We start from the raw sequence: 23,411 nt of genomic DNA, 5'->3' as shown, positions 1-23,411 counted from the left end.
AAAAGCCCCGGCGTTTGTCGCGTCGGGGCTTTTTTATTGCGCTAATTCTGCGGCAAATTGCCGTAACTGCTGCGCCGCGCTTGCGGCTTCTGCCGCCATCCACGGGCTGAAAGCCCAGGGCGCGGCGTTGAGCGCGTGCAACAACGCGTCCAGTTTAACCCACTGATACTCCATCACTTCATCACTGTTTATTTCAAGCGGCGATACGATCTCTGCGGCAAAAACCGGGCAGATCTCATTTTCGACAATGCCCGAAGGATCGGTTTCGCGATAGCGAAAACCCGGTGCGATGGCGGTGATAGTGGTGATGTCGGCACCCACTTCGTAGCGGCAGCGGCGGACAATCGCCTGCTCAATAGTTTCACCCATTTGCGGATGGCCGCAAACTGAGTTGGTCCAGACGCCAGGCCAGGCTTTTTTACTCATTGCGCGGCGGGTGACCAGACATTCGCCTGTCGGACGAAAAAGCCAGGAGGAGAAAGCCAGATGCAGCGGTGTATGTGATGTGTGCGCGGCGTACTTTTCCTGCGTGCCGAGAACCTCTCCCTGGTCGTTAAGCAAAATAACGTGTTCTTGAATAACCATAACGACTCCCGAACCTAACAACGCCGGGTGGCGCTATGCGTGACTTACCGGGAGAATGTGATCTCACGGACCTGCCAGGCACAGCGCCACCGGGCAAACGCTAGTATATCCGAGGCTCAGGCAAAAAGAGTGGCCCAGAGAGCGGAAAAGGGCATCACCAGCACCAGACCGGGAAGCATGTTCGCCACCGGAAAGGGCTTGATATTACAAATTCGCAGCCCGGTCGCCACCATGATTAAACCGCCCGCACAGGAGAAGTCGCCCATCATATCCGGGGTGATCCTATGCAGGATAAAGACCGCGAGCGCGGTGCCTGCCAGTCTGTTTCGTAAAGCGATCGGTAACCCGAAGGTGATTATGCGCATCACCCAGCCGGGGGTGATCCTGGAGTAGCTGGAGTCCGGTCTCGCCGCCGCAACGCTGCTGCCCTCATCGGAAGTCGACGCCCGTAAACTCAGTTATTGTCATATGGTGGATGTGTTTCCCTCACCGCAAGTGTTTTACCCGGCGTTGGTGAAGATGCCCTCCACTCCTTATCTGCCGGAGATAATGGAAATTATCGCGCAGGGCTATCCGATTCCGCGCAAGTCCGTTTGAAGGGTTTAGCAACCGGCGAGTGGCTGGTATGATATGTCGCCATTTATTCTATTCGAGGATCTGTTTTGCGCGCAGGATGCCTGACGAAAAGCCCGTTTCGTATTGTCATTTGCCTGGCAATCAGTTTGCTGCTGGCGAGCTGCGCCGGAAATAACGCTACTTATTCCGGCTCCGTGTATACGGTGAAGCGGGGCGATACGCTGTATCGCATATCCCGTCTTACCGGTACCAGCGTAAAAGATCTCGCCAGCATGAACGGTATTTCGCCGCCGTACACCATTGAAGTGGGGCAGCGACTGAAAGTGAATGGCGCGTCGAAAACCGCCTCATCCTCGACAAAATCCGGTACAAAAACCGCGAAAGTGGTGCCTTCCTCACAGGTTCCGCTCTCATCGTGGCCGCCGGTAGGGCAGCGCTGCTGGCGCTGGCCGACCACCGGGAAAGTCATCATGACCTATTCCACGTCGGATGGCGGGAACAAAGGCATTGATATTGCCGGCACACGCGGCCAACCGGTTTATGCCTCCGGCGCCGGGAAGGTGGTCTATGTCGGCAATCAGCTGCGCGGCTACGGTAACCTGATCATGATTAAGCACAGCGAAGAGTACATTACCGCTTACGCGCACAACGACACGCTGCTGGTCAATAACGGGCAGAGTGTGAAAGCCGGTCAGAAGATCGCCACTATGGGCAGCAGCGACGCGGATTCCGTGCGCTTACACTTCCAGTTGCGCTATAAGGCGACGGCTATCGATCCGCTGCGTTATTTACCGCCTCAGGGCAGCCCGCCGAAATGCTGATGAGAAAGCTAACAGGCAGTCGCCCGGCCTGTTAGCTTGAGAGTAAGTCTGGAACTAATTGTTGTGCGTATCCTGGCCGCCGAAGATATTCGCGCGGCTGGTTGTAGACTTGCCGTTGCTGTAGTCCGTATCCTGGCCGTCGAAAATGTTGGCCCGGCTGCTCGAATGACTACCGTCGCTGTAATCGGTGTCCTGGCCGCCAAAGATATTCGCTCTACTGCTGGAAGATTTACCGTCACTGGAAGTTGTGTCTTGCCCACCAAAGATATTGGCTCGGCTGGTTGTCGTTCTTCCGTCGCTGTACCTGGTATCCTGCCCGCCGAAAATATTGGCCCGGCTGCTGGAAGTTGTGCCATCGTCATAGCGGCAATCTTGCCCGCCAAAAATGTTGGATTGGCAACTATCCGCCAGTGCAGAATTCAACGAGCCCACAAAAATAATCAATCCCAAAACCAACGGCTTAGCGTTCATAGCGATTCTCTGAAATGAGTGGGAACAACGGGGCTATGCTATGCCTGAAAACGTAACGCGGGAGGTTATTTTGTCCTAATTTTCACAACAAAATGAGGGCGCTACATCGGTGAAGATTAATTGCTTAAAACTCCAGCAGTTACCCACAAACTCGCCTTGCTCTCACGCGCTAAGAGGTTATAATGCCTGTCGCATCTCAATGCGGGCGTAGTTCAATGGTAGAACGAGAGCTTCCCAAGCTCTATACGAGGGTTCGATTCCCTTCGCCCGCTCCAGAATTCCCTCCTTGTTACAAAACACCGCCAACATTGCTTTGAATGTATTTAGCTGTCAAAAAAATGACTAAGCGTAAGTTGTTTTTGATCGCCCTGGCTGAATAACGCACCACCAACTGGCATTAAGCTTGTAGTGTCTAAATTCAGTAAGAAAGGGAAAGGCTGGATCTCTCCAGCCGTTGGCGGTCATCTCACTTTCTTGAAGATGAGCAGGATAAGCGGGACACAGATTGCAAAGCCATAAATTGCTGCACCAAAAACTATGCCTGTGGCTTGAAGGATAGAATCAATGGAAGCATGGTGCTCATTCAATGGTACAGGATTAGAAAACTGCATACTTTCACTCTCGCTGAATGCAGAAAATGAGAATGTAGCCAGCGCCAAACCAATAAAATAGCAAAACGATACAATGCTGATTCCGCTCCACCGGAGAATGGTTTTAGTTCTACTCTTCATTGTCATAATATCCCCTTAATACACCACCCACAGTACCGCCGGAGTACGGAGATAATGAATCTCCAGTGGCTGCACCTTCTGCTAAAACATGCTCAACCATACCGCCTGAAGTTTCCTGGAATGATTGCAAGTGACCTGAATTTGGATACTGTTCTTTAACTCAAACGTCATCTCAACGACAAGCATTGAGGACATCTCAGTCTCACTTTCTTGAAGATGAGAAAGGACAACGAGATGCAGACAGCGAAACCCACAATAAAGGCTAACGCCATATCATGGGGATTTTGCGATAGCCCCATAACAAACCTGGCCAACTGAGACGGTGTAAAATCCCACCCCTGGCTTACTGTTTCTGAAAAGCTAACGGAGAAGACAAGATCGAAATAAAGCACGATAACGTAATAAGCAACGCAAATAAGCGCGATACTCGCCCACCTGATCCGGTACTTCTTATTCATCATCGTACCTTTTTAAATATAAGTAAGATCAGCGGGACACAGATTGCAAAGCCAAAAAAGGAGGCGTTATAAACGACGTTTGTAGCATGCATAAGTGAATCAATCGCCTGGTAATGCTCTTTTAATGGAACAGGGTTTGAAACAAGAGTCTGATTTTCAGAGAAAATAGTGAATGCTTGTGAGGCGACAAACAACCCAAGGAAGTAACCCAGGCAGACAATACAAATCCCTCCCCACCGGAGAATGGTTTTAGTTCTACTCGTCACTGTCATAAGATCCCCTTAATACACCACCCACAGTACCGCCGGAATAAGGAGATAATGAATCTCCAGTGGCTGCACCATCTGCTAAAACATGTTCAACCATACCGCCGGAAGTTTCCTGGCATGTTTGCAAATGACCCGAGTTTGGATACTGTTCTTTGAACACAACTGTCATCTCAACGACAAGCATTAAGGGCATCTCAGTCTCACTTTCCTGAAGATGAGAAAGGACAACGAGATACAGACAGCGAAACCCACAATAAAGGCTAACGTCACATCTTGGGGATTTTGCGATAGCCCCATAACAAACCTGGCCAACTGAGACGGTGTAAAATCCCACCCCTGGCCTACTGTTTCTGAAAAGTTAACGGCGAAGACAATCTCGAAGTAAAGCACGATAACGTAATAGCAACGCAAATAGGCGCGATACTCGCCCACCTGATCCAGTACTTCTTATTCATCATCGTACCTTTTTAAATATAAGTAAGATCAGCGGGACACAGATCGCAAAGCCAAAGAGGGCGACACTAAAAACGCCATCAGTGGCTTGCATGAGCGAGTCTATTGATGCTTTGTATTCTTTTAATGGGATTGGGCCATAAAACTGCACACTTTCTCGTTCACTGAATGCACTGTAAGCGAAGGTTGATGCTATCAGTGTAATAAAGTAGCAAAGTGATACTGCGACTATCCCGCCCCATCGAAGAATGGTTTTCGTTAAATTACTCATCCTATTCTCCAAGAATTCCACCAACATTCGCGCCTGAGTATGGGGAAATCGAGCCTATTGAAGACAATGTTTCTGCGGCGAAGCGTTTAGCTTTACCTTTGATTCCTTCTGGAGATACATGTTGTCCGTTTATGTTCGGATACTGTTTTTTAAACTCGTCAGTAACTTCAACAACTGCCATAGACTTTAGGTTTCGGCTTTTAGCGAGAAGATGATTTTGTAATGATACGGGTATGGCAAAATACTCTTCTGCTTCAATAGGGAGCTGAGTGCTCTTTGAGTTGTAGCTTGTATCAAAGATCGTCGAGCCCGCTGCTTTTATGCCAGCTACTGTGTGGGTTGTGCAGTTTCTTCCTGTTACATCGTAGGAGTCAATTGAGCGACCTGTTCGATCTGTAACACTGTTTTTCTTTATCCCCACAGGCTTTGTCCCTTTTTCCCACAAATTTTCAAAGAAAGCGCGGGTTTTCGATATGCTTGCGTCATTGATGTTAAAAACGCGGGCATTATTTTCGTAAAGTTCCTTTCTATAGTACTCCCTCGCATCTTCGCCTTTCATAAAATCGAGAATGCCGTCACCTGTCGTTTCAATTGGCCCGCCAGTTCTTCCGTATCTGCCATAGGTGTAAAGGTAAACAACATTATTTTCATGCACGGAAACAAAAGCGTGCCCGGTTTCAGTGATTTCAGTCCAGATATAAACGCCGTTCAATAGCGGGTTATTTTCGGGTTCACAGGTGTCAGCAAACTTATTTTTCTTCTTCACCGCTTGTGCAAATTGTTCAGGTTCTGCAATTTTTGCAGGCTGAGGAGGCGTGACTGCAGCCAGCGGAACAGCATCAGCTTTAACTGGTTTTGCTTCTTCAAGCCAATAAGAGGCATTTGGAAATGATGAAATAAATCTTGCTCTACAGGGGCATGTGCTTCGGCTATGCAAAGTCCCTGCTGCTGCAACGCCATAAATCCAGTAATCGGGTATACCACCCGCGATGTGGTAGATCTTTCCATCTTTACCACAGGATACGGAATCGCCATTCCTCGCGGTCGCCATTCCGCCAAAACTATGATGCGGAGAGCCTGAAAGAATATGACCGCCGCATGTTGTCTTATCGCCAATACGTAGAAAATAACCCGTTGGCATAGCATCATCCTTAATGAAATTTGTTAGCAGGGATATTTATAAAAGCATTGCAACTCACTTGTTCATTTCATAAAAAACATTCAGATAATCATTCATCGTGCCGCTAAAATAACTGGCTGATGAATCTACCATAGAAGCGCCTATTGCCAGTTATTGCTTCATGATATTTCTCTCGTCTGAATTTAGTTTTTTCACCATTCTGACGGGTGATTATTCTACAAACACTTACCCTCAATTTTATAGAGATAATGCTTACGTCAAATTCCGATTTTTAAATCCCATCAGAAGAGGCATTTCAGGCGTTGCGTTAGGTTCTCTGGTAGAGCATAAACGCCTGTTATCACGTTTTACGCATAAAGTTTTATTTCCTGCTGCCGTTAATATGAGCAATGGACTTCAGGAGTATTGCGCATGCTTCGCCCCACGTTTACTGGTTCTCTCGACCTTTACGCATCCTCTTCCGCCAAAGGCGGAACGGCTCGTACTCAGGAGGCTCCCCGCACCCATGAAACCGTTAATCCCACGCCTGCCAGCATCGTAACGCTCAGCCCCCAGGCGAAAGAGTATTACGATAATTTGCAGGAAAACCTCAACACGCTTAATCGCTTTACGCAGGAAAATGCCCAGAGCAGCAAAGCGAATGCGCGCGCGAAACTTGAGGCATTAAAACGGGAAATCGCCCGCCTGAAAGCGCTGGCCATGTTATTTGGCGGCTCCGGGGGCTACATTATGAAACAGCTCAAACAGCTCTCCTCTCAGCTTGGGCAACTCGCTTCCCAACTTGGACAGAGCGATAACACCGGCGCAGGAAACAGTGCCGATGCTGCCGCTTCCAGCGCAGCACAGGCTGCCGCCGGGGAAAGTGATGAGTCTGCCGCAAAAGCGCAGGCGCAGGCCGCCCCAGACTCTGACGTCAGCGACGAAGAAAATCCGACCGAAAAAGAAAAGTCAGCCCAGACCGCGGGCGTACAATCTACTATCGATAACGTTATCAATACGTTACAAAAATCCAGCCAACGGCAGGAAGACGCGCGTTCGCTGAAAGAAGCGCTCCGGGAGCTCAAGTCGCTGCTGTCGCTGCTGAAAAGCAAAATGCGGGAAGAGGAGAAAGCGTCTGGCAATGAGCGCAACGATATTGCCGCTGTTGAGCAGAATCTTAACGACAGTGGAAATGTGATTTCGCAGATGGAGTTAACTCCGGGATTTTAAGCGCGCGGATCCATGTCGTGAAATGCTGAATGTAGTGCGCGCTTATGCAACTATAGATATTCACTTTTGTCGTGTAACTTTCTGCTTTTCATTTATAAAGAATGTATTATGCGACACCATAAAACAGTGACTCCTGTTTTCTTTGATAAATTCAAATGCGTTGGCCCGGATTGTTTAATTTCCTGCTGCCGTAGCTGGAAAATAAATATTGATAAGAAAACGCATCAACGCTATCTGTCCTCATCCAATCCTGTTATTGCGGCCATTGCGAAAGAGAATTTAATCCCGGTTCATAACGGCAAAAATGAATATTCGGTCATTAAATTAAATGAGGATAAGCAGTGCCCGTTTGTTGATGAAAACCGGCTTTGCATGGTGCATCGTGATTTAGGTGAAAAAGCCTTATCCCGTACCTGCTCAACCTACCCGCGTGGTTCACGCAAATACGCCGATGAAGTGCGTTTAAGCATGACGCTCTCCTGCCCGGAAGTGGTGCGTCAGGTGCTTTTCGACCCGCAAAGCATGCTGCTGCAAGAGAAGACCACGCTGGTTGCCCGCTCAAAAGTAAAATTACTGGAGCAGCAAAAGCCGCGTGACCAGGTGAGCCATCTGGTGCATCTTTTCGCCTGGAATCTTGTTCAGGCGCAGAGCAACAATATTGAAGAGAATTTAATGGCGCTGGCGCAGTTTATTCTCTATCTGCAAATGCTCAATTTTGATCTGCAGAATAACCTGGCTGAAGTGGAAAACTTTTATGCAGGGCTGATCGATGAATTACAGAATGGTCGAACGCTGCTTCGTGCGCAAAATAGCGCTCGTGCGGCCAGTATGAAGGTCGATGCGTTAACCGTGATGGGCAAACTCGTGGCGAAATATGCTTCGCGCGATCCGCTGATTTCACAAGGGCACCTGCAAATCGCTGACTATCTGGCCATTACACCAGAGACGAAAGCGCCTGCGCTGAGTGAAAAATTTGCTGCTCTTGATCAGCAGTGGGAACAGTTGTGCAAGAATTCCTGTCTGAGTGAACCGCATGTGCTGCGAAACTACTTGCTGTATAAGCTCTATGAGAGCGATTTTCCCGGCACGAATACGGCGACCATCTTGCGCCAGTTTTATCGCATTGTTATGGACTATTTTTATCTCAAAACGTTCCTCAGCGTACAGTCGCTGCATGTTGAGATAGACCAGCCGCTGGTGATGAAAACGATCGCCAGTTTTTCTGAAAAAACCATGCATAACAGCACCCTCAACCAACGCATGGATACCGCGATCGATGCGATCAACGGCGGCGACGATCTCTCTTCTCTGCTGCTGATCGGCTAACAACGCGCAAAGACAAAACCGCTGGCAACGGAGCAGGTTTGCTGCTACGTTGCCAGCATGCCTGTTAAATATTCATCCCCTTTATTTATTGCGAGCATTATTCGCACCGTCAATCGACCGGTGGGATAACGTTCGCCTTTCTTCCCGCCAGCACGGCGGGGCCTTGCTGGCAGCAACCTGCGAGGTCATTGTATGAATGTTGGTTCCGCTTCTCCTGCAACACTCCATCTTCTGTGCGGCAAAATCGCATCGGGTAAATCGACGCTTGCCAGTGAGCTGGCAAAGACGCCGTGCACTGTGGTACTGAGCGAAGATAGCTGGCTGGCGCTGCTATTTAAGGACGCGATGACCACCATTGAAGACTACGTTTTCTACTCGGCTAAATTAAAAGCCGCCATCAAACCGCACGCCATCGCGCTGCTGCGTGCAGGCGTCAATGTAGTTCTCGATTTTCCTGCTAACACGCTGGCCAGCCGCCAGTGGATGATGTCGATCATTAACGAATCCGGCGCGCCGCATTTGTTGCACTATCTGCCGGTGAGCGATGAGCTTTGCAAAGCCCGTTTACGCCAGCGAAATGCCGCCGGCGATCATGATTTTGCTGCTACCGACGAGCAGTTTGCGCTTATTACCCGTTACTTTGTCGAACCGACTGAACAAGAAGGATTCCATATCGTTCGTTATTGATAAATCGCCGGAGGGTGCGTAAAAGTAGAGCGGCTATGCTTACTTTTCCAGCACAAAAAAGAACAGAGGCAATGTCATGGATAAAGAACTGCTGGACGCGGGTTACCGCGTCTATACAGGTGAAAAGATTGACGTTTATTTCAATACGGCGGTCTGTCAGCACGCGGGAAACTGCGTACGCGGCAGCGCGAAGCTTTTTAACCTGAAACGCAAACCGTGGATCATTCCCGACGAAGTGGATGTCGCAACGGTAGTGAAAGTCATTGATACCTGCCCGAGCGGTGCGCTGAAGTACCGCCACAACTGAGTGAGAAAACCATGGAAATTCTGGAAGGCCACAACAAGTTTTATGTTAACGACGCCCAGGGAACGCAGGTTGCCGAAATCGTCTTCGTTCCCACCGGGGAGCATTTAAGCATTATTGAACATACGGACGTTGACCCAAGCCTTAAAGGACAAGGCGTAGGTAAGCAACTGGTCGCACGGGTGGTGGAAAAGATGCGTGCGGAAAACCGTAAAATCATCCCGTTGTGCCCCTTTGCCAAACACGAATTTGACACTACACGCGAATATGACGATATCCGGGCGTAAATATAAATACCGGCAGTGCCGGTATTTTTAAGTGCATCATTGCGCCATCACTTCCTGCGCATTACCAGGGCAATCAAAAAGCGTCGTCATAGAATATCAAGAGGATTTGCATCATGACGCTGAAGATGGTGGTCATGCTAGTCATGGGCGCGCCCTGCACCTGGTGGCATAAGCGAAAATGTCCCTTTTACACAGCGGTGGTGCTGTCAGTTTCCTGACCGTACAGGCGTTTGTGCAAACCCGTATTCACATACCCGCGTAAACCAGAGCGCGAAATTCAGGCGTCGCCAAAGCGTTTATCCAGGGGAACGACAATGGCCTGCGGCGCGTTGTCTGTGCGCTTTATCCACGCATTCTCTTTTGATGGTTGCTCTGCCAGAACGATGCCTTGCTCGCGTAAAAAAGCCACAAATTCGCTGAATTCATGTGCATTAACCGCTCTGGGTTGCCAGAAGGTTTGCAGGTTATCGGAAAATATCGGTTGCAGCGTCAGCGTTGGCTGCTTGCCGCCTAATTGCAGCAGGCTTGCTACCAGGCTATAGGGTGGAACGTTGCGCGCCTGGTATTCGCCGTTGCTGTTAAACACCGCGTTTCCCAGACTTTAAATGACCCAGCTTTCGCCAACGCGCTCCATATCGCCCGCCATATGCGCGCCCGCGCCGATAATCAGGTCGGCACCGGCGCGGACTAACTGTTCGGCCAACCGGCGTTGTTGAGCCACCGTCCATTGATAATCCAGCCCCCAGTGCGCCAGCACGATAAGTGTGGCGGGATCTTCACGCGCTTTTTCACGGCGCAATTGGCCGATAAGCCCACCGCTGATACACGCTACCCCGGCGCGGCGTGGCAGGGCGTAATAGGCGCAATCCTGCTCCATATAGCGGCGAAACCAGTAGGCGCTATAAAACATAAACCGCCTGCCGCCCAGCGTCAGTAACAGCGGAGCCTCTGCCTGGGACGCATTCATGCCGGCACCGAAGGTGAGTATTCCCTGTTGGCGAAACGCCGCAAGCGTAGTCGCAAGCCCGCTTACCCCGGCATCCAGGGCATGGTTGTTTGCCAGCGTTACGGCATGAATACCGTGGCGTTTCAGGGCGGCCGTTGTTGCCGCTGGATCGCCCGTCAGGCAAAACGGTTTACGACCGCCAAGCGTGATATCCGCGGCTGGTGCCAGCGCCGCTTCCATATTGGCAATGGTCAAATCGCTGCCCGCCAGCAATGGGGTGAGACGTTGAAAACTGTGGTCATAACCATAGCGCTGCAAAGCATCATCCATGCCTTTGCGTTGCCGCCGCCTGGTATACCACTCGCCAAAATAGGTATCACCCAGCAGGGTTATCGTGGCGTGGGTTTTCGCCAGGCTTACCTGCGGTATTTCAGGCGCTGAGTCTGCCGTCACGCCCTCAGCTTTTGCCAGCAATCCATCCAACAGATAATCGAGATGGAAAGCATCTGCCGCCCCTGCGGCGCACGCCAGCCAGAGTTGATTATTGCTGCGTTGCAGCGCAAACCCCCAGCATGGCGCGCCGCCAGCGCTATAACTGTAGCTGGCCCGTCCGTCGGCCTGAATATTGCTGGCTTTACGATAGCGGTGTCCTGCCAGCACCATTTCACTTTCGGCAAACCAGTGCAGCAAATGGGGAAAACGCTGGTAGAAGTGGTTCAGCAGCGTTGCGATATCGTGCAGCGAGGTGTGTTGTCCGTGGCGCAGACGACCCGACACATTGTTGATCTGCGTCTGCGTCAGGCCGATTGTTCGGGCGAGGTGATTTAAGTGAACCGCATCGGTGCCCAGAAGGTGCGCCAGGTTGACGGCGGCATCTCTGGCATTATGGATGAGTAACCCCTGGAGCAGCGTTTTCACACTGACCTGTTGCCCGGTATTGAGCCCCAGCGTCGCGCCATTTTGCACTATGTTTTTCGCAACGTCGTTCACCGTTGCCATCTCTTCAAGCCGCAAGGTTTTATCCTGCAACTGGCTTGCCAGCAGCGTTATCAGTAATAAATGGCTGAGGTTACGTGGCGCGAACGTGGCCTGAGCGTGGCGTAACGCCTGGCGTTCACCGGTTGTGAGATTCATCAGCAGGGTGGCGGTTTGGTCCTGTTTTAACGCTGTGGCGCGGCGCTGAGCGAGGGTTTTCATTAGACCGACAATACGATGAAAATCGGAGTCGCTGACGCTGCCTTTCACCAGTACGATATCACCTGCTTTCAGGGTCGCCATAACCGCATCCGCCAGGGCATCAATCTGCGAAAAGTGGCCGCCAACCCGCCCGGCGGGCAGCACATCTTTGAGATACTGCATCTCCTCCCCATGCAGCCAGACAGTATCAAACCCCGCGTCGAGCAACGGTTTTGCCAGCGCGATGTGGCTCTCTTTGGCTATCTCACCAAGGGTTGCCAGCCGGCCAAGCACAGCGATGCGGCGCTGACCGGGAGCCAGCGGGTAAAGTGCTGCGACCGCAATGGCATTGCGCATCGAAATCAGTGTCGCGTTGTAGTTATCATCGATGAGTGTCGCGCTGCCCCCATCGGGCAGCGGAAGTTGTGACGTCTGCAGTTTGCCGGGTTTATTGCGAAAATCCGCCAGCCGTTGGGCAGCCTGGCGCGTATCAAGGCCGAGCAAATCAAGTGCAATCAGTGCCGCCACAGCGTTTCCCGCCATGCCTTTGCCTGGCGTATTGAGCCGGCAGTGAAGGGGCGCGCCGTTCAGCAGAATGCTCAGGTTGGTGTGGTCAGGTGCGGGCTGATACTCGGCAATGCGCACATCAGCCTGCGGGTGAAACCCATAGCTCACCACGTTCGCACCGTAGCGCAGCGCCTCCTGATGGACGAACGCATACTCATCCATATCGCGGTTAATTATCGCGTAGCCGCCCGGCAGGATGCCGTCGCACAGCCGAACTTTAAAACGTGCGGTATCGCGCGGCGTTTTCACGTCACCGCCAACTTGTGTCATGCCGATTTCGGTGATCACCACGATATGTGGTTTGATGCGTGGCCCCACGCCGCCGGCGCGCATCCAGAGTGCGGAAATCGCCACTTCCAGCGCCACATAATCCGGGTCGGTAACGCAGCGGGCAAGGCTGACCAGCGTGCCTGTGCGTGTGTTGTGGTTACCCTGCGTGCTAACCGTTGTGCCTTCTGCGGCCAGCAGCATATGCAACAGATCTTTAGTCGAGGATTTTCCCACCGTACCGGTGATAGCGATGATTTTGCCATTCATCCGGCGGCGGGCTTCATCGGCGAGCAGCGGCAAGACGTGATAACTGTTTTCCACCACCAGTTGCGGAAAATCGGGCGGGAGATCGGGAAGGTATCGCTGAACAATCGCGCCACAAAAAAGGCGGTAGTGTTTCGTTAACACCGCATGAGTATCCTGCCACCCGGCATAAATGCCCCGGTTTCCTGAACCCTGGTGCCAGGTCTTTTCATCCATGGCGATAAACAAACACGGTGCATCATCGTTTTGTTTATCGTGGAGCGTAAGCGCGATGTGCTCCGCCTGCCAGCCTGGCGGCGGAGCGACACGCCATTTGACGCCCAACAACGCTTCCAGCTCGGCGCTGCGCCAGCCGCGCCGCCTGTTATTGTTTTGCGCATCTGTTGACATAGCGGATCCCCGGATTGCCTTGCAGATTGTGGTACTCAGGCGGATAAGCGGGGGATTCAACCAACATCACGCGATGGCCTTTTTCGCGTAATGCCCGCGCAAATTTCACCTGCAGTTCAAAAGGCGTGTTGCTATCGAGCAAATTGCCGATCACGACGATCAGACGCTGCGAGTCTGCCGGGATGCCGTCGAGGTGATACAGCGGATCGTATGGTGCCGTCAGCCCGGTGACATCTTTGTTCGCATCGCTTTTTTCGCCGCGCGCCCGGCGTAACGCCTCGGCGCGATTAAGCAGATCCCAGGCGCCCGACGTAAGAATGGCGCAGCGAATATCGCGGCGACCGAGCGTAAGCAGTGCCGAGGCTGCCGTCGCGCCGCCGCTGTGGCCGGTCAGAATAAATTGTTGCATGTGGTAGCGCGCGCGTAGTGAATCCAGCGTCGCATTCAGCGCGTTGAACTCTTCCGGCTGCCGTCGGCGATAGTGATTACCGCTGGAGCCGTAGGTGCCAGGGCGGGCGACAATCACCACCGGCAGGGTTGTCTTTCGCGCGAGCTTTTGCGCCTGTTTGCGCTGTGCCGTGGCGGTATTCGCGGGAATGTTTTGCGGCGCGCGTTTGATAAACGTTTCACGATCGCCGCTGAAAACCACCACCACGACTGGCGCATTTTGCAGATCGCCGGCCGAAAAATAGCGCATGCATGCCTGGCCGCCAGCGTACTCCACCCACTGCTGATCCGGCGTCGACGGGCAATTTGCCGCCACCGCTTTTTGATTCCACAACAGGGGTGCATCCGCGCGGGCAAACAGCGCCAGCAGCGAAAAAAAGAGTATACCTATGCGTAATATCACCGACATTGCCTGCTCCACGGTCACAGGATTGATCGACCGAATGTGCGGTTCTGTAATCAGCGATTATTCTGATGAGAGAATCTGTCTGCCGGGATGTCGCTGGTCTGAAGGAGCCAACATGTCACTCAGTCATCTGCTTTTGCAGCTACGCCACGCTGCCGAACAGTTGGATCGTAGTCCGCTTTCCGCGCCGCTGCCTGGCTGGATCATCTTTTTTAGCGTCTGTGATGGTAAGACGCGCGCTTACACCTGCCAGGGGCGCGGCGCCCGTTTTGATGACGCCTGGCAACATGGGGCGCAGGCGCTGCAACACTGGCAGCAAAAACATACGGCAAAGGCTTGCTGGCTGCGGGTTGATATTGTCGATCGGGTTGAAGCGCTACGCTTTGGCGAACTGATGGAAAAACTTAAAGTGACCAAGCGCAATTACTTCCGTTACGGGCTGAGTTTTGATGCTGCGTTTCACTACGCTGCGCTGGAGCAGGAGATTGCCGCTAACGCCTTGTTGTATGACGGTACACAAGGCGTCGCCACGCCGAATGCGACCAATCTGACGCACTTTTCCCGCCGACGTTTTGGCGCGCGCATTGCGTGGCCGCAAACGGCGGAACAGCCGATTTGGCGTTTCAAGACTCGCGCCTGGTTTTGCGACGGGACGATGACATGGCCTGTCGAGTCTGCCGGGCGCAATGCCGGTTATCGCCAGCTTGCACACTGGCAGGATCAACTGGAACCGATGATCGTCTCGGCGACCGATTACCTGGCGCGGCAGGTCACATCTTCCGGGCGGTATGAGTATGGCTGGTTCCCCTGTTTTGACCGCCCGATTCCCACTTACAACGCGTTACGCCACGCCAGTTCAACCTATGCGTTGCTGGAAGGGTGGGAAGTGACGCGCAATGAAAAACAGTGGCAGGCTATTGAGCGCGCGCTGGCGTACCTTAGCAGCGAGTTGATTCGCCGCTACACATTGCCGGACGGCAGCGAGGCGGATTTCCTGGTCGATACCGGCGATGAAATCAAACTCGGCGGTAACGCGGTGTGTATCCTGGCGATGGCAAAATACCATGAACTGACGGGCAGCGATCGCGACATGGCGCAAATGAACCGGCTGGCAAACGGCATTGCCTCAATGCAGAACGCGCAAAGCGGCGGGTTTGTACACGTCCTGCATGCCGCCGATCTCTCGGTGAAAGCGGAGCAGCGTATTATTTACTATGACGGCGAAGCGGCGTTTGCACTGATGCGTTTGTACAGCATCACCCAGGAGCCGCGCTGGCTTACGTGTGTTGAACGTGCGCTGGAGAACTTTATCGCCCGACAACACTGGCAGGCGCATGACCACTGGTTAGGTTACTGTGTTAATGAGCTGACGCGCTATCAACCGCGCAGGCGTTATTACCAGTTTGGCCTCGACAATGTGCGCGGCCACCTTGATTTTGTACTTAACCGGGTAACCACCTACCCGACGCTGCTGGAGTTGATGATGGCGGCCGCACAAATGATCGAAAGGCTTGCTGGCTCTGAACACCGTGATTTGCTCGACAGTTTTGATCTGGCGCGGTTTAACCTGGCACTGGAAACCCGCGCCCGTTATCTGACCAACGGTTTTTTCTGGCCGGAACTGGCGATGTTTTTTAAAAACCCGGCGCGTATCGTCGGCAGCTTTTTTATTCGCCATCACAGTTATCGTGTCCGGATCGATGACGTTGAACACTATCTTTCCGGCTATATCGCTTATCGTAAAGCGTGGCTGCAACAGAGGCCGAACTATACTCGTTAGCACACTACTCCCGGAACCGTAACACATGAACAGGCGTTCTGGCGCAACACTCACAGGCTTCTGTCGACAGCGGTGGTTTTCGTGCTGGCTACTGGTGTTGCTGGTTATTGTTCCCGGGTCTGGCGCCGGGTGGGATTTTAACGCCATCGGTTCCAGAACCCGGCAACTGTACGGCGCATCAACCCCCGCTGCGCAGCAAAGAATCGATCAATGGGTCGCGTTAGTGAATAACCCGCCGCAGGGAACCACCTTGCAAAAGCTGGAGCGTGTGAATCAGTTTTTTAATCAGCGCATGGCGTTTCGCGACGACTCGCGGGTCTGGGGAGAGAAAGATTACTGGGCTACGCCGATAGAGTTTCTGCGCAAAGGCGCGGGCGATTGTGAGGATTTCGCGCTGGCGAAATATTTCACGCTGCGCGAAATAGGCATCCCGGCAAGCCAGTTACGCATTACCTATGTTAAAGCGTTGCAGTTAAATCAGGCGCATATGGTCGTGACATGGTATGCCACGCCGGAAGCGATCCCGCTGGTGCTCGATAATCTAAAAAACGTGATTTTACCCGCGACACAGCGCGCCGATCTGCTGCCCGTGTACGCCTTTAACGGCGAAGGATTGTGGCTACCGCAGGCGGGCGGCAATAAACGTGTTGGCGACAGCAAGCGGCTTTCCCGCTGGCAGGATCTTCTCACCCGCATGCGTGCGGAAGGGTTTGTTATTAACGAATAGGACGCAGCCATGTCTCTGTATAAACAGTTACTGCTCGGCATCTGTCTGTTCACGCTCGTGCTTTTTTGCGGCAATTTTTTTATTACGCTGGACAGTTCGCGTGAACAGTACAGCGCCCAATTGAGCGCGCACTCGCAGGATGCCGCCACGGCGTTGGGCGTTTCGTTAACCGGAAATATTGACGACCCGGCGATGGTCGAATTGATGGTGAACGCCATTTTCGACAGCGGATATTTCTACAGTATCCGCGTCGTGGATATGAACAGCGGCAAGCCATTAATCGAACGGCAAAGCGACCCGCAGAGCGGCAATGTTCCGCAGTGGTTTGAACGCCTGGTGCATCTGAAACCCGGTACCGGGGAAGCGATCATTATGCGCGGCTGGATCCAGGCGGCACGTGTTGAAGTGGTGAGCCACCCGATGTTTGCGCTGACGCGCCTGTGGCGGAGCATGATCGCCAGTTTCCTGTGGCTCACCGGTTGTAGCTTGCTGTGTCTTATCTGCGCCATGCTGCTGCTGCGCCGGAGCCTGCGACCGTTAGATCATATTGCCGTGCAGGCGGCGTCTATCACCCGCCGCGAGTTCCGACACGTTCCCAATGTGCCAAAAACGCCGGAGCTCAGGCGCGTGGTGGAAGCCAGCAATATGATGGTTTCGCAACTGCAAATGCTGTTTAGCGAACAGGCACAGCGCACGGATGCGCTGCGAGAAGCCGCTTACCACGACAGCCTGACAGGATTAAACAACCGCCGCGCGTTCGATATCCATTTACAGTCTATTTTGCGCGATGACGAGATGGCTTTCGGCTATGTGATTCTGCTGCGTGTGCGTGATTTAGCCGGGCTTAACCTGCGCATGGGCGGCGAAAAGACCGATGCGCTGTTGCGGGAGGTGGCGACGATTTTGCGCGAAACTAAGCAAATTTACCTGCATCAGGATGGATTTATTGCACGTATTCGTGGCGGCGAGTTCGCCATCGTGACGGCGGACATGTTGCCGCAGGAACACCAGGTGTTCATGAACGCATTAACGGCGCGTGTGAGTGCACTTTACAAAACCGGCATGAGCGATCGGTCGCCACTGGCCTATTTTGCCAGCCTGACTTTCCAGCCGGGTGACACTTTGCAAAATATTATGGCGCAGGCCGATCAGGCGCTCACGGCGGCGGAAACGAATGCGCATTATGTGTTACAACCCGGCGTAAACCCGGCGGCGGGTAGCCATGACGATCACCACCGCTGGCTTACCCGGCTGGAAAACGTGCTGCAGGCGGAAAATTTTGTTCTGTTTGGGCAGCCGGTAGTGACTTGTGACAGCACACGCCAGGTATTGCATCACAAAATTCTGGCGCGTATCAAAACCGAAGAGGGAGAGATGATCCCGGCCGGGCGCTTTATGCCCTGGTTTCTGCGTTTCTCGTTAAGCGCGCGTATGGACGCGGTAATGCTCAAACAGACGCTTCGGTTTATGAGCACTTCGCATCTGGCGCTGGCGCTCAGTATTAGTGGCGAGAGTATCGCTAGCGATGAGAACCTGGCGGTTTTACTTCAGCTTTTAAAAAATGCGCCACAGCAGGCAAAGCAATTGACGCTGGAGCTCGATGAAAATGAACTGCCGGATCCGGAACGCGTCAGCGTCGTGGTCAATAAACTTAACGCGGTAGGGTGTCGGTTAGGTATTCAACATTTCGGCGGGCGTTTTCATCTGATTGGTAATTTGCCACAGTGGGGCCTGGCGTGGATAAAAATAGATGGCAGCTATATTCACCATATTGATAAAGAAGAAGATAAGCGCTTTTTTATTGAGGCAATGTATTGGGCGGCCAGACAAATTAATTTGCCACTTATTGCGGAACAAGTGGAAACCTCAGAAGAATTAGCAATACTCAATAAAATAGGAATTTATGGCGCAATGGGCCGTTATTTTGGCGATCCTTCATCCTTAGTGAATTAATAATTAAGGCGATCCTGTATAGCAAAGGGGGGGTAATTATGCACTACATTGAACGTGACGCTGAAGGGCGAATTACGCGGGTTGAGTCTACGCCTTTTGCCGGTATGGTTGAGCAATACGCGGAAGATACCGACGAGATCACCGAGTGGTTGCGGGTCCAGGCGATGCGCGAAGCCACGCTCCGGCAGCTTCAGCAGAGCGATCTCGAGATGGTGCGCGTACTGGAAGATCTCATCGACGTGTTAATGAGTAAAGGCGTGATCAGTATTACCGACCTGCCGCAGGCGGCGCAAAGCAAGCTGATAAACCGCACACAGGCGCGTTTGACGTTAAGCGGGCTGGAACGTTTAATTGATGACGAAGATGAGGGTATTTTTTAATTTTATGCGGAAAAAATTAAATGTGATAAAAAATATAACCTTAGTATTGTGAATGTTCTGATATTTAATATTGCCCACCGTATATATATTACTGTTTATTTTAGCGAATCCTCGAAGTTTCTCACTGCGCGTTCTTATAATTCTGCGAACCACTGTGTGATGAATTAATCCGTTATTGCTAGTGCATTGAAAATATTCTTTTTTGCTGTTTTATGCCACTTCCCGTCGGCAGGGTGGGTGGCGATTTCTCAGAGGCAAACATTATGAGTGGCGTTGCCGGGGTAATTAAAGCGGTAATAGGACAAGTCTTCGCAACCTCTCCTGACGGGAGCAGGCATCTTTTAGTGGAAGGCGATACCATCCAGGATGGCGATCAGATCGACACCGGTGCTGCAGGCGCTATCTCTATTTTATTGCCTGATGGACAAACCCTCGATCTGGGCCGCGACAGCCACTGGGATAGCACCGGTTACTCGTTAACTACCGGGACGGAAGCACAGCAAAGCGACGTTGAAGCCGCACAGCAGGCCATTGCCGCAGGGCAAGACCCGACGCAAACCCTTGAAGCTCCGGCGGCGGGCCCCCAGCAACCCACCGCTGGCCAACCCGGCGACCCCGACAGCGGCGGCGGTCACACGAATGTTACCGTTGATCTGACCGCCGAGATCCTCGATCCCACCGCGGGTTACCCCACAACCGGGCTTGACCCCCTGGACGATGACCGACGTGAGGAGCCCTCTTTCCTGACCCCCGCTGAAAACAACGCACCGACTGGGTTGGATTCTGATGCTGACTCAGACGCGGACGCGGACACCGACGCAGATGCAGATTCAGACGCTGATGCTGATGCCGATGCAGACGCTGATGCAGATTCGGACACCGATTCGGATACTGATTCCGATGCAGACTCTGATGCGGATTCCGACACAGACGCGGATGCGGATTCAGATTCCGACACTGATTCGGACGCAGACGCCGATGCGGACGCAGATTCGGATACTGATTCCGATGCAGACTCTGACTCGGATGCAGATGCCGATTCCGACACTGACGCGGATGCGGATGCGGACACCGACGCAGACTCAGATACCGATGCAGATTCAGATTCAGATTCAGATTCAGATTCAGATTCAGATGCCGATTCAGACACTGATGCTGATGCCGACGCTGATGCCGACGCGGATTCAGACTCTGACTCTGACTCGGACGCAGACGCAGATACCGATGCAGACGCAGATACCGATGCGGATGCAGACTCAGACTCAGATGCAGACGCCGATGCAGATTCAGACTCTGACTCTGACTCTGACTCGGATGCTGATGCCGATGCAGATTCGGACACCGATTCGGATGCTGATTCAGACGCTGATGCAGATGCCGATGTGGATTCCGACACTGACGCGGATGCGGACGCTGATGCCGATTCGGACACCGATTCGGACGCTGACTCAGATGCGGATGCGGACACTGACGCGGACGCTGATGCAGATGCCGATGCAGACTCGGACACCGATTCGGATGCTGATTCAGACGCGGATTCGGATGCTGATGCAGACGCTGATGCAGACGCCGATGCTGATTCAGATACCGACTCTGATGCAGACGCAGACTCCGATTCGGATGCGGATTCGGACACCGATTCGGATGCAGACACTGACGCGGACGCCGATGCGGATTCAGATGCCGATTCAGACACTGATGCTGATGCCGATGCCGACGCAGATTCCGACACTGACGCGGACGCTGATGCAGACGCCGATGCTGATTCAGACACTGATGCAGATTCAGACTCTGACTCGGATGCTGATACAGATTCCGACACCGACTCAGATACGGATTCGGATACTGACGCGGATTCAGATACCGATGCAGATGCAGACGCGGATTCGGATGCTGATGCAGACGCAGATACAGACGCCGATGCTGATTCAGATACCGACTCTGATGCAGACTCGGACACCGATTCGGATGCTGATTCAGACGCTGATGCGGATGCGGATTCAGACACTGATGCTGATGCTGATACAGATTCCGACACCGACTCAGATGCGGATTCCGACACTGACGCAGATGCAGACGCGGATTCGGATGCTGATGCAGACGCAGATACAGACGCCGATGCTGATTCAGATACCGACTCTGATGCAGACTCGGACACCGATTCGGATGCTGATTCAGACGCTGATGCGGATGCGGATTCAGACACTGATGCTGATGCTGATACAGATTCCGACACCGACTCAGATGCGGATGCGGATTCCGACACTGACGCAGATGCAGACGCGGATTCGGATGCTGATGCAGACGCAGATACAGACGCCGATGCTGATTCAGATACCGACTCTGATGCAGACTCGGACACCGATTCGGATGCTGATTCAGACGCTAATGCCGACGCGGATTCAGACTCTGACTCTGACTCGGACGCAGACACTGACGCCGACGCAGATGCCGATTCCGATACTGACGCGGATGCGGACGCTGATGCAGATTCGGACACCGATTCGGACACTGACTCAGATGCGGATGCGGATTCGGACACCGACGCAGATGCTGATGCAGATGCCGATTCAGATTCCGACACTGACTCGGATTCGGATGCCGACGCTGATGCAGACGCAGATTCCGACACTGACGCAGATACAGATGCAGATGCAGATGCAGACTCCGATTCAGACACTGACTCGGATTCAGATGCGGATGCGGACGCGGATTCAGATGCTGACTCAGACGCAGATGCCGATTCGGACCTCGATATTCACGAATCAGACGCCGATGCCGATTCAGATGCCGACACCGGCAGCGGTAAAAGTTCTGATGTGCATTTGACGGTGACCTTAACGCCGGGAGCCAGTACGCCGGAGACGTCGGATGACAATATCCTTCACATCAATGGCGGCAGCGACGATCCTAACGGTTATGACATCCAGAACGGTGTCATTGTCGCTATTGGCGATAACGTGCAGATCTGGCTTACGCCAGACAGCCCGGACGGTGCGATCCAGGGCGATCATGTGCCTGAATGCAGTAACCCCAATCAGATCCACTATTACGACAGTAACGGCAACGCCAACGCCAGCGGCAGTTCTGCGGGCAGCACAGATATCTTTGTGGTCGGCGATCATACCGGCGGGTATTACCAGCAAGGGGATTGGTCCAACGATCACTATGATTTCAGACCGGTGAATGGCATCACCGGCAATCAGGGCGTGCCAGAAGGCGAGACCGGCAAAGATTATATTTTTGTCACCGGCGACAGCGCGAACTACTCCGTTTCGGGCGTCGATCACCCGGCGAACCACCAGAATAACTCCATCGATAATTTGCAGGTCACCAACACGGAAAACGGTTCGCACCCCTTCGGGAATGCCAACGGCATTGAGGGCGTTATCTTTGGCGATGGCCCGTCGTCAACGCTGGGCGGCGATACCCATGTGACCACAACGGTAACGCTGAATCTGGATGTTAACCTCGAAAGTTCCGACAGCAGCGATCATCTGACTTCATTAACGCTAAGCGGCCTGCCCGAAGGGGCGGAGTTCAGCGGCGACCACATCAGCGTGAGTTATGACGCTGAACACGGCACTTACACGCTCACATTTGATGACAACACCTCCCATTATGACGGGCAGATTTCGGTGACGTTGCCGGAGGGGCAAACGGCAATTGGCGATGTCTCTATTGAAGTGAACTCCACCGCTGACGAACTCCACGATACGGACTTTACCTTGAACGGCGAAGAGGGCGGTCAGTTGGTGAGCGGTTCGGAAACGTCCAGCGCCGGGGAGCATACGGCCGACAGCCCGGACGATACGTCGCATACCGAAGCGACCAGTCTGACCACGGATGACTCCGCCCACGCAGATACGCAAAGTGCCGATCACACCGCAGACAGCACGCAGCACGCTGCGGATATCTCCGATGATCACACCTCTGATGCGTCCGGCGAAGAGAGCGCCAATTCCCTGTTGCTGGTGGAGGACAACAGCCTCCAGCTCGGCAATCTCGATCCGGGCAGCGCCGAGGCGCAGGGACAGACGGTTGTTGAGAATGATGCCTCGCTGAACAATTTGTTGGGTGACGAGAACGACAGCGAATCGGCGGAAAACAGCGGTAACGCTTCGCATCACGGCTCCGCATCGCATGGCGCAGACCCGCATGCCGGGGAGCATCATGAGGGAAATCATTATGGTTGGGAGCATCAGGATAGCGATCGCCACGACGGAGATCACCAGGACACAGAGCATGCAGATAGCGATGCCTCCGCGCTCAGCCTGAGCCATGACGAACCGGTCAATTTCAGCGACATCATTCAGGATGACGATGCGCATCAGGATCTCAGCAGCCTTATCAAAGGCCATACACCGGATGCCGGGCACGCCGATCATGACGCGGATAACGATCACCCTGCGCCGGTGGAACCCCCGGATGGCGGAGAGGATCACGGCGGCGAAGGTGGGCACGACGATATGGATCACTTAATTGCCAAACCCGATGCCGACTCAGGCGGTTAACC

General features: G+C 53.0%; 19 protein-coding genes, 1 tRNA gene and 2 pseudogenes. 13 read left to right on the top strand and 9 right to left on the bottom strand.

The window, feature by feature from the left end; translation table 11 throughout:
* Window positions 1-33: 33 nt before the first annotated feature.
* Both idi and IP581_RS18985 read right to left on the bottom strand, forming a co-directional pair.
* Entirely contained in the window at window positions 34-585 is a 552-nt protein-coding gene (gene idi / locus IP581_RS18990) for an isopentenyl-diphosphate Delta-isomerase (RefSeq protein ID WP_193821128.1), read from the bottom strand.
* 116 nt (window positions 586-701) lie between these two features.
* Window positions 702-893 (bottom strand): annotated as a pseudogene (locus IP581_RS18985) (DUF554 family protein); the annotation flags it as partial.
* 13 nt (window positions 894-906) lie between these two features.
* Here IP581_RS18985 and IP581_RS23940 point away from each other — a divergent pair.
* Together IP581_RS23940 and actS are read left to right on the top strand one after the other, a co-directional pair.
* A pseudogene (locus IP581_RS23940) lies at window positions 907-1,182 on the top strand (LysR family transcriptional regulator); the annotation flags it as partial.
* 65 nt (window positions 1,183-1,247) lie between these two features.
* Window positions 1,248-1,982: an amidase activator ActS gene (actS, locus tag IP581_RS18980; RefSeq protein ID WP_193821127.1), complete on the top strand. Its 735-nt coding sequence runs from the start codon at window positions 1,248-1,250 to the stop codon at window positions 1,980-1,982.
* Between the two features lie 54 nt (window positions 1,983-2,036).
* Here actS and IP581_RS18975 read toward each other — a convergent pair whose 3' ends face one another.
* A complete protein-coding gene (locus IP581_RS18975; protein ID WP_193821126.1) occupies window positions 2,037-2,453 on the bottom strand; it encodes a hypothetical protein in 417 nt (138 codons plus the stop codon).
* A gap of 201 nt (window positions 2,454-2,654) precedes the next feature.
* Between IP581_RS18975 and IP581_RS18970 the strand changes: the two genes are divergently transcribed.
* Window positions 2,655-2,728: transfer RNA gene (locus tag IP581_RS18970), tRNA-Gly, on the top strand.
* Window positions 2,729-2,914: 186 nt separating this feature from the next.
* On the opposite strand, the gene IP581_RS18965 is transcribed toward IP581_RS18970, so the two are convergent.
* The 3 genes from IP581_RS18965 to IP581_RS18955 form a co-directional block, all read right to left on the bottom strand.
* Complete coding sequence (locus tag IP581_RS18965; RefSeq protein ID WP_097400866.1) at window positions 2,915-3,190, bottom strand: hypothetical protein; 276 nt, start codon at window positions 3,188-3,190, stop codon at window positions 2,915-2,917.
* A 451-nt stretch (window positions 3,191-3,641) separates the two neighbouring features.
* Window positions 3,642-3,914 (bottom strand): hypothetical protein, encoded by a 273-nt coding sequence (locus IP581_RS18960; protein WP_193821125.1) that lies wholly within the window; start codon window positions 3,912-3,914, stop codon window positions 3,642-3,644.
* Window positions 3,915-4,636: 722 nt separating this feature from the next.
* Window positions 4,637-5,776 (bottom strand): PAAR domain-containing protein, encoded by a 1,140-nt coding sequence (locus tag IP581_RS18955; RefSeq protein WP_193821124.1) that lies wholly within the window; start codon window positions 5,774-5,776, stop codon window positions 4,637-4,639.
* A 411-nt stretch (window positions 5,777-6,187) separates the two neighbouring features.
* Between IP581_RS18955 and IP581_RS18950 the strand changes: the two genes are divergently transcribed.
* The 5 genes from IP581_RS18950 to IP581_RS18930 all read left to right on the top strand — a co-directional run bounded on the left by IP581_RS18950 (window position 6,188) and on the right by IP581_RS18930 (window position 9,589).
* Window positions 6,188-6,985, top strand: coding sequence for a hypothetical protein (locus tag IP581_RS18950; protein WP_193821123.1), 798 nt, complete (start codon window positions 6,188-6,190; stop codon window positions 6,983-6,985).
* Between the two features lie 108 nt (window positions 6,986-7,093).
* On the top strand, window positions 7,094-8,311 hold the full coding sequence (gene fliB / locus IP581_RS18945) for a flagellin lysine-N-methylase (RefSeq protein WP_193821122.1): 1,218 nt from the start codon (window positions 7,094-7,096) through the stop codon (window positions 8,309-8,311).
* A 192-nt stretch (window positions 8,312-8,503) separates the two neighbouring features.
* Window positions 8,504-8,998: an AAA family ATPase gene (locus IP581_RS18940; protein ID WP_097400874.1), complete on the top strand. Its 495-nt coding sequence runs from the start codon at window positions 8,504-8,506 to the stop codon at window positions 8,996-8,998.
* Between the two features lie 76 nt (window positions 8,999-9,074).
* Window positions 9,075-9,305, top strand: coding sequence for a 4Fe-4S mono-cluster protein YjdI (gene yjdI, locus IP581_RS18935; protein ID WP_017457634.1), 231 nt, complete (start codon window positions 9,075-9,077; stop codon window positions 9,303-9,305).
* A gap of 11 nt (window positions 9,306-9,316) precedes the next feature.
* Window positions 9,317-9,589, top strand: a complete 273-nt coding sequence (locus tag IP581_RS18930; protein ID WP_086873548.1) for a GNAT family N-acetyltransferase — start codon at window positions 9,317-9,319, stop codon at window positions 9,587-9,589.
* A gap of 277 nt (window positions 9,590-9,866) precedes the next feature.
* On the opposite strand, the gene IP581_RS18925 is transcribed toward IP581_RS18930, so the two are convergent.
* Genes IP581_RS18925 through IP581_RS18915 form a run of 3 tightly spaced genes read right to left on the bottom strand, consistent with a single transcriptional unit; the run spans window position 9,867 to window position 14,058 of the window.
* Window positions 9,867-10,175, bottom strand: a complete 309-nt coding sequence (locus tag IP581_RS18925) for a hypothetical protein (protein ID WP_193821121.1) — start codon at window positions 10,173-10,175, stop codon at window positions 9,867-9,869.
* 15 nt (window positions 10,176-10,190) lie between these two features.
* On the bottom strand, window positions 10,191-13,202 hold the full coding sequence (locus IP581_RS18920; protein ID WP_193821120.1) for a CapA family protein: 3,012 nt from the start codon (window positions 13,200-13,202) through the stop codon (window positions 10,191-10,193).
* Window positions 13,177-14,058, bottom strand: a complete 882-nt coding sequence (locus IP581_RS18915) for an alpha/beta hydrolase family protein (protein ID WP_228007781.1) — start codon at window positions 14,056-14,058, stop codon at window positions 13,177-13,179. The genes IP581_RS18920 and IP581_RS18915 overlap by 26 nt, the downstream gene beginning before the upstream one ends.
* A gap of 112 nt (window positions 14,059-14,170) precedes the next feature.
* Between IP581_RS18915 and IP581_RS18910 the strand changes: the two genes are divergently transcribed.
* The 5 genes from IP581_RS18910 to IP581_RS18890 all read left to right on the top strand — a co-directional run bounded on the left by IP581_RS18910 (window position 14,171) and on the right by IP581_RS18890 (window position 23,409).
* On the top strand, window positions 14,171-15,835 hold the full coding sequence (locus IP581_RS18910) for a Mur ligase (RefSeq protein WP_193821119.1): 1,665 nt from the start codon (window positions 14,171-14,173) through the stop codon (window positions 15,833-15,835).
* A gap of 25 nt (window positions 15,836-15,860) precedes the next feature.
* Window positions 15,861-16,562 (top strand): cysteine protease LapG, encoded by a 702-nt coding sequence (gene lapG, locus IP581_RS18905; protein ID WP_086873551.1) that lies wholly within the window; start codon window positions 15,861-15,863, stop codon window positions 16,560-16,562.
* 9 nt (window positions 16,563-16,571) lie between these two features.
* The gene (locus tag IP581_RS18900; protein ID WP_193821118.1) at window positions 16,572-18,515 is read left to right on the top strand and encodes a bifunctional diguanylate cyclase/phosphodiesterase; all 1,944 of its coding nucleotides are present in this window, start codon (window positions 16,572-16,574) and stop codon (window positions 18,513-18,515) included.
* 38 nt (window positions 18,516-18,553) lie between these two features.
* Window positions 18,554-18,895: a tryptophan synthase subunit beta gene (locus IP581_RS18895; RefSeq protein ID WP_086873553.1), complete on the top strand. Its 342-nt coding sequence runs from the start codon at window positions 18,554-18,556 to the stop codon at window positions 18,893-18,895.
* Between the two features lie 263 nt (window positions 18,896-19,158).
* Window positions 19,159-23,409, top strand: a complete 4,251-nt coding sequence (locus IP581_RS18890) for a retention module-containing protein (RefSeq protein ID WP_193821117.1) — start codon at window positions 19,159-19,161, stop codon at window positions 23,407-23,409.
* The last annotated feature ends 2 nt before the right edge of the window (window positions 23,410-23,411 follow it).

The sequence above is a fragment of the Kosakonia pseudosacchari genome, from assembly GCF_015167415.1.
In the GTDB taxonomy this organism is placed as follows: Bacteria; Pseudomonadota; Gammaproteobacteria; order Enterobacterales; family Enterobacteriaceae; genus Kosakonia; species Kosakonia pseudosacchari.
Note: the sequence above shows the minus strand (reverse complement) of the source record. Positions and strands in the feature narration are given on the sequence as shown.

What these genes read in the sequence shown, in the direction of transcription:
- idi (WP_193821128.1), bottom strand. Translation starts at nt 585, where the DNA reads ATGGTTATTCAAGAACACGTTATTTTGCTTAACGACCAGGGAGAGGTT.
- IP581_RS18975 (WP_193821126.1), bottom strand. Translation starts at nt 2,453, where the DNA reads ATGAACGCTAAGCCGTTGGTTTTGGGATTGATTATTTTTGTGGGCTCG.
- IP581_RS18965 (WP_097400866.1), bottom strand. Translation starts at nt 3,190, where the DNA reads ATGACAATGAAGAGTAGAACTAAAACCATTCTCCGGTGGAGCGGAATC.
- IP581_RS18960 (WP_193821125.1), bottom strand. Translation starts at nt 3,914, where the DNA reads ATGACAGTGACGAGTAGAACTAAAACCATTCTCCGGTGGGGAGGGATT.
- IP581_RS18955 (WP_193821124.1), bottom strand. Translation starts at nt 5,776, where the DNA reads ATGCCAACGGGTTATTTTCTACGTATTGGCGATAAGACAACATGCGGC.
- IP581_RS18950 (WP_193821123.1), top strand. Translation starts at nt 6,188, where the DNA reads ATGCTTCGCCCCACGTTTACTGGTTCTCTCGACCTTTACGCATCCTCT.
- fliB (WP_193821122.1), top strand. Translation starts at nt 7,094, where the DNA reads ATGCGACACCATAAAACAGTGACTCCTGTTTTCTTTGATAAATTCAAA.
- IP581_RS18940 (WP_097400874.1), top strand. Translation starts at nt 8,504, where the DNA reads ATGAATGTTGGTTCCGCTTCTCCTGCAACACTCCATCTTCTGTGCGGC.
- yjdI (WP_017457634.1), top strand. Translation starts at nt 9,075, where the DNA reads ATGGATAAAGAACTGCTGGACGCGGGTTACCGCGTCTATACAGGTGAA.
- IP581_RS18930 (WP_086873548.1), top strand. Translation starts at nt 9,317, where the DNA reads ATGGAAATTCTGGAAGGCCACAACAAGTTTTATGTTAACGACGCCCAG.
- IP581_RS18920 (WP_193821120.1), bottom strand. Translation starts at nt 13,202, where the DNA reads ATGTCAACAGATGCGCAAAACAATAACAGGCGGCGCGGCTGGCGCAGC.
- IP581_RS18915 (WP_228007781.1), bottom strand. Translation starts at nt 14,058, where the DNA reads ATGTCGGTGATATTACGCATAGGTATACTCTTTTTTTCGCTGCTGGCG.
- IP581_RS18910 (WP_193821119.1), top strand. Translation starts at nt 14,171, where the DNA reads ATGTCACTCAGTCATCTGCTTTTGCAGCTACGCCACGCTGCCGAACAG.
- lapG (WP_086873551.1), top strand. Translation starts at nt 15,861, where the DNA reads ATGAACAGGCGTTCTGGCGCAACACTCACAGGCTTCTGTCGACAGCGG.
- IP581_RS18900 (WP_193821118.1), top strand. Translation starts at nt 16,572, where the DNA reads ATGTCTCTGTATAAACAGTTACTGCTCGGCATCTGTCTGTTCACGCTC.
- IP581_RS18895 (WP_086873553.1), top strand. Translation starts at nt 18,554, where the DNA reads ATGCACTACATTGAACGTGACGCTGAAGGGCGAATTACGCGGGTTGAG.
- IP581_RS18890 (WP_193821117.1), top strand. Translation starts at nt 19,159, where the DNA reads ATGAGTGGCGTTGCCGGGGTAATTAAAGCGGTAATAGGACAAGTCTTC.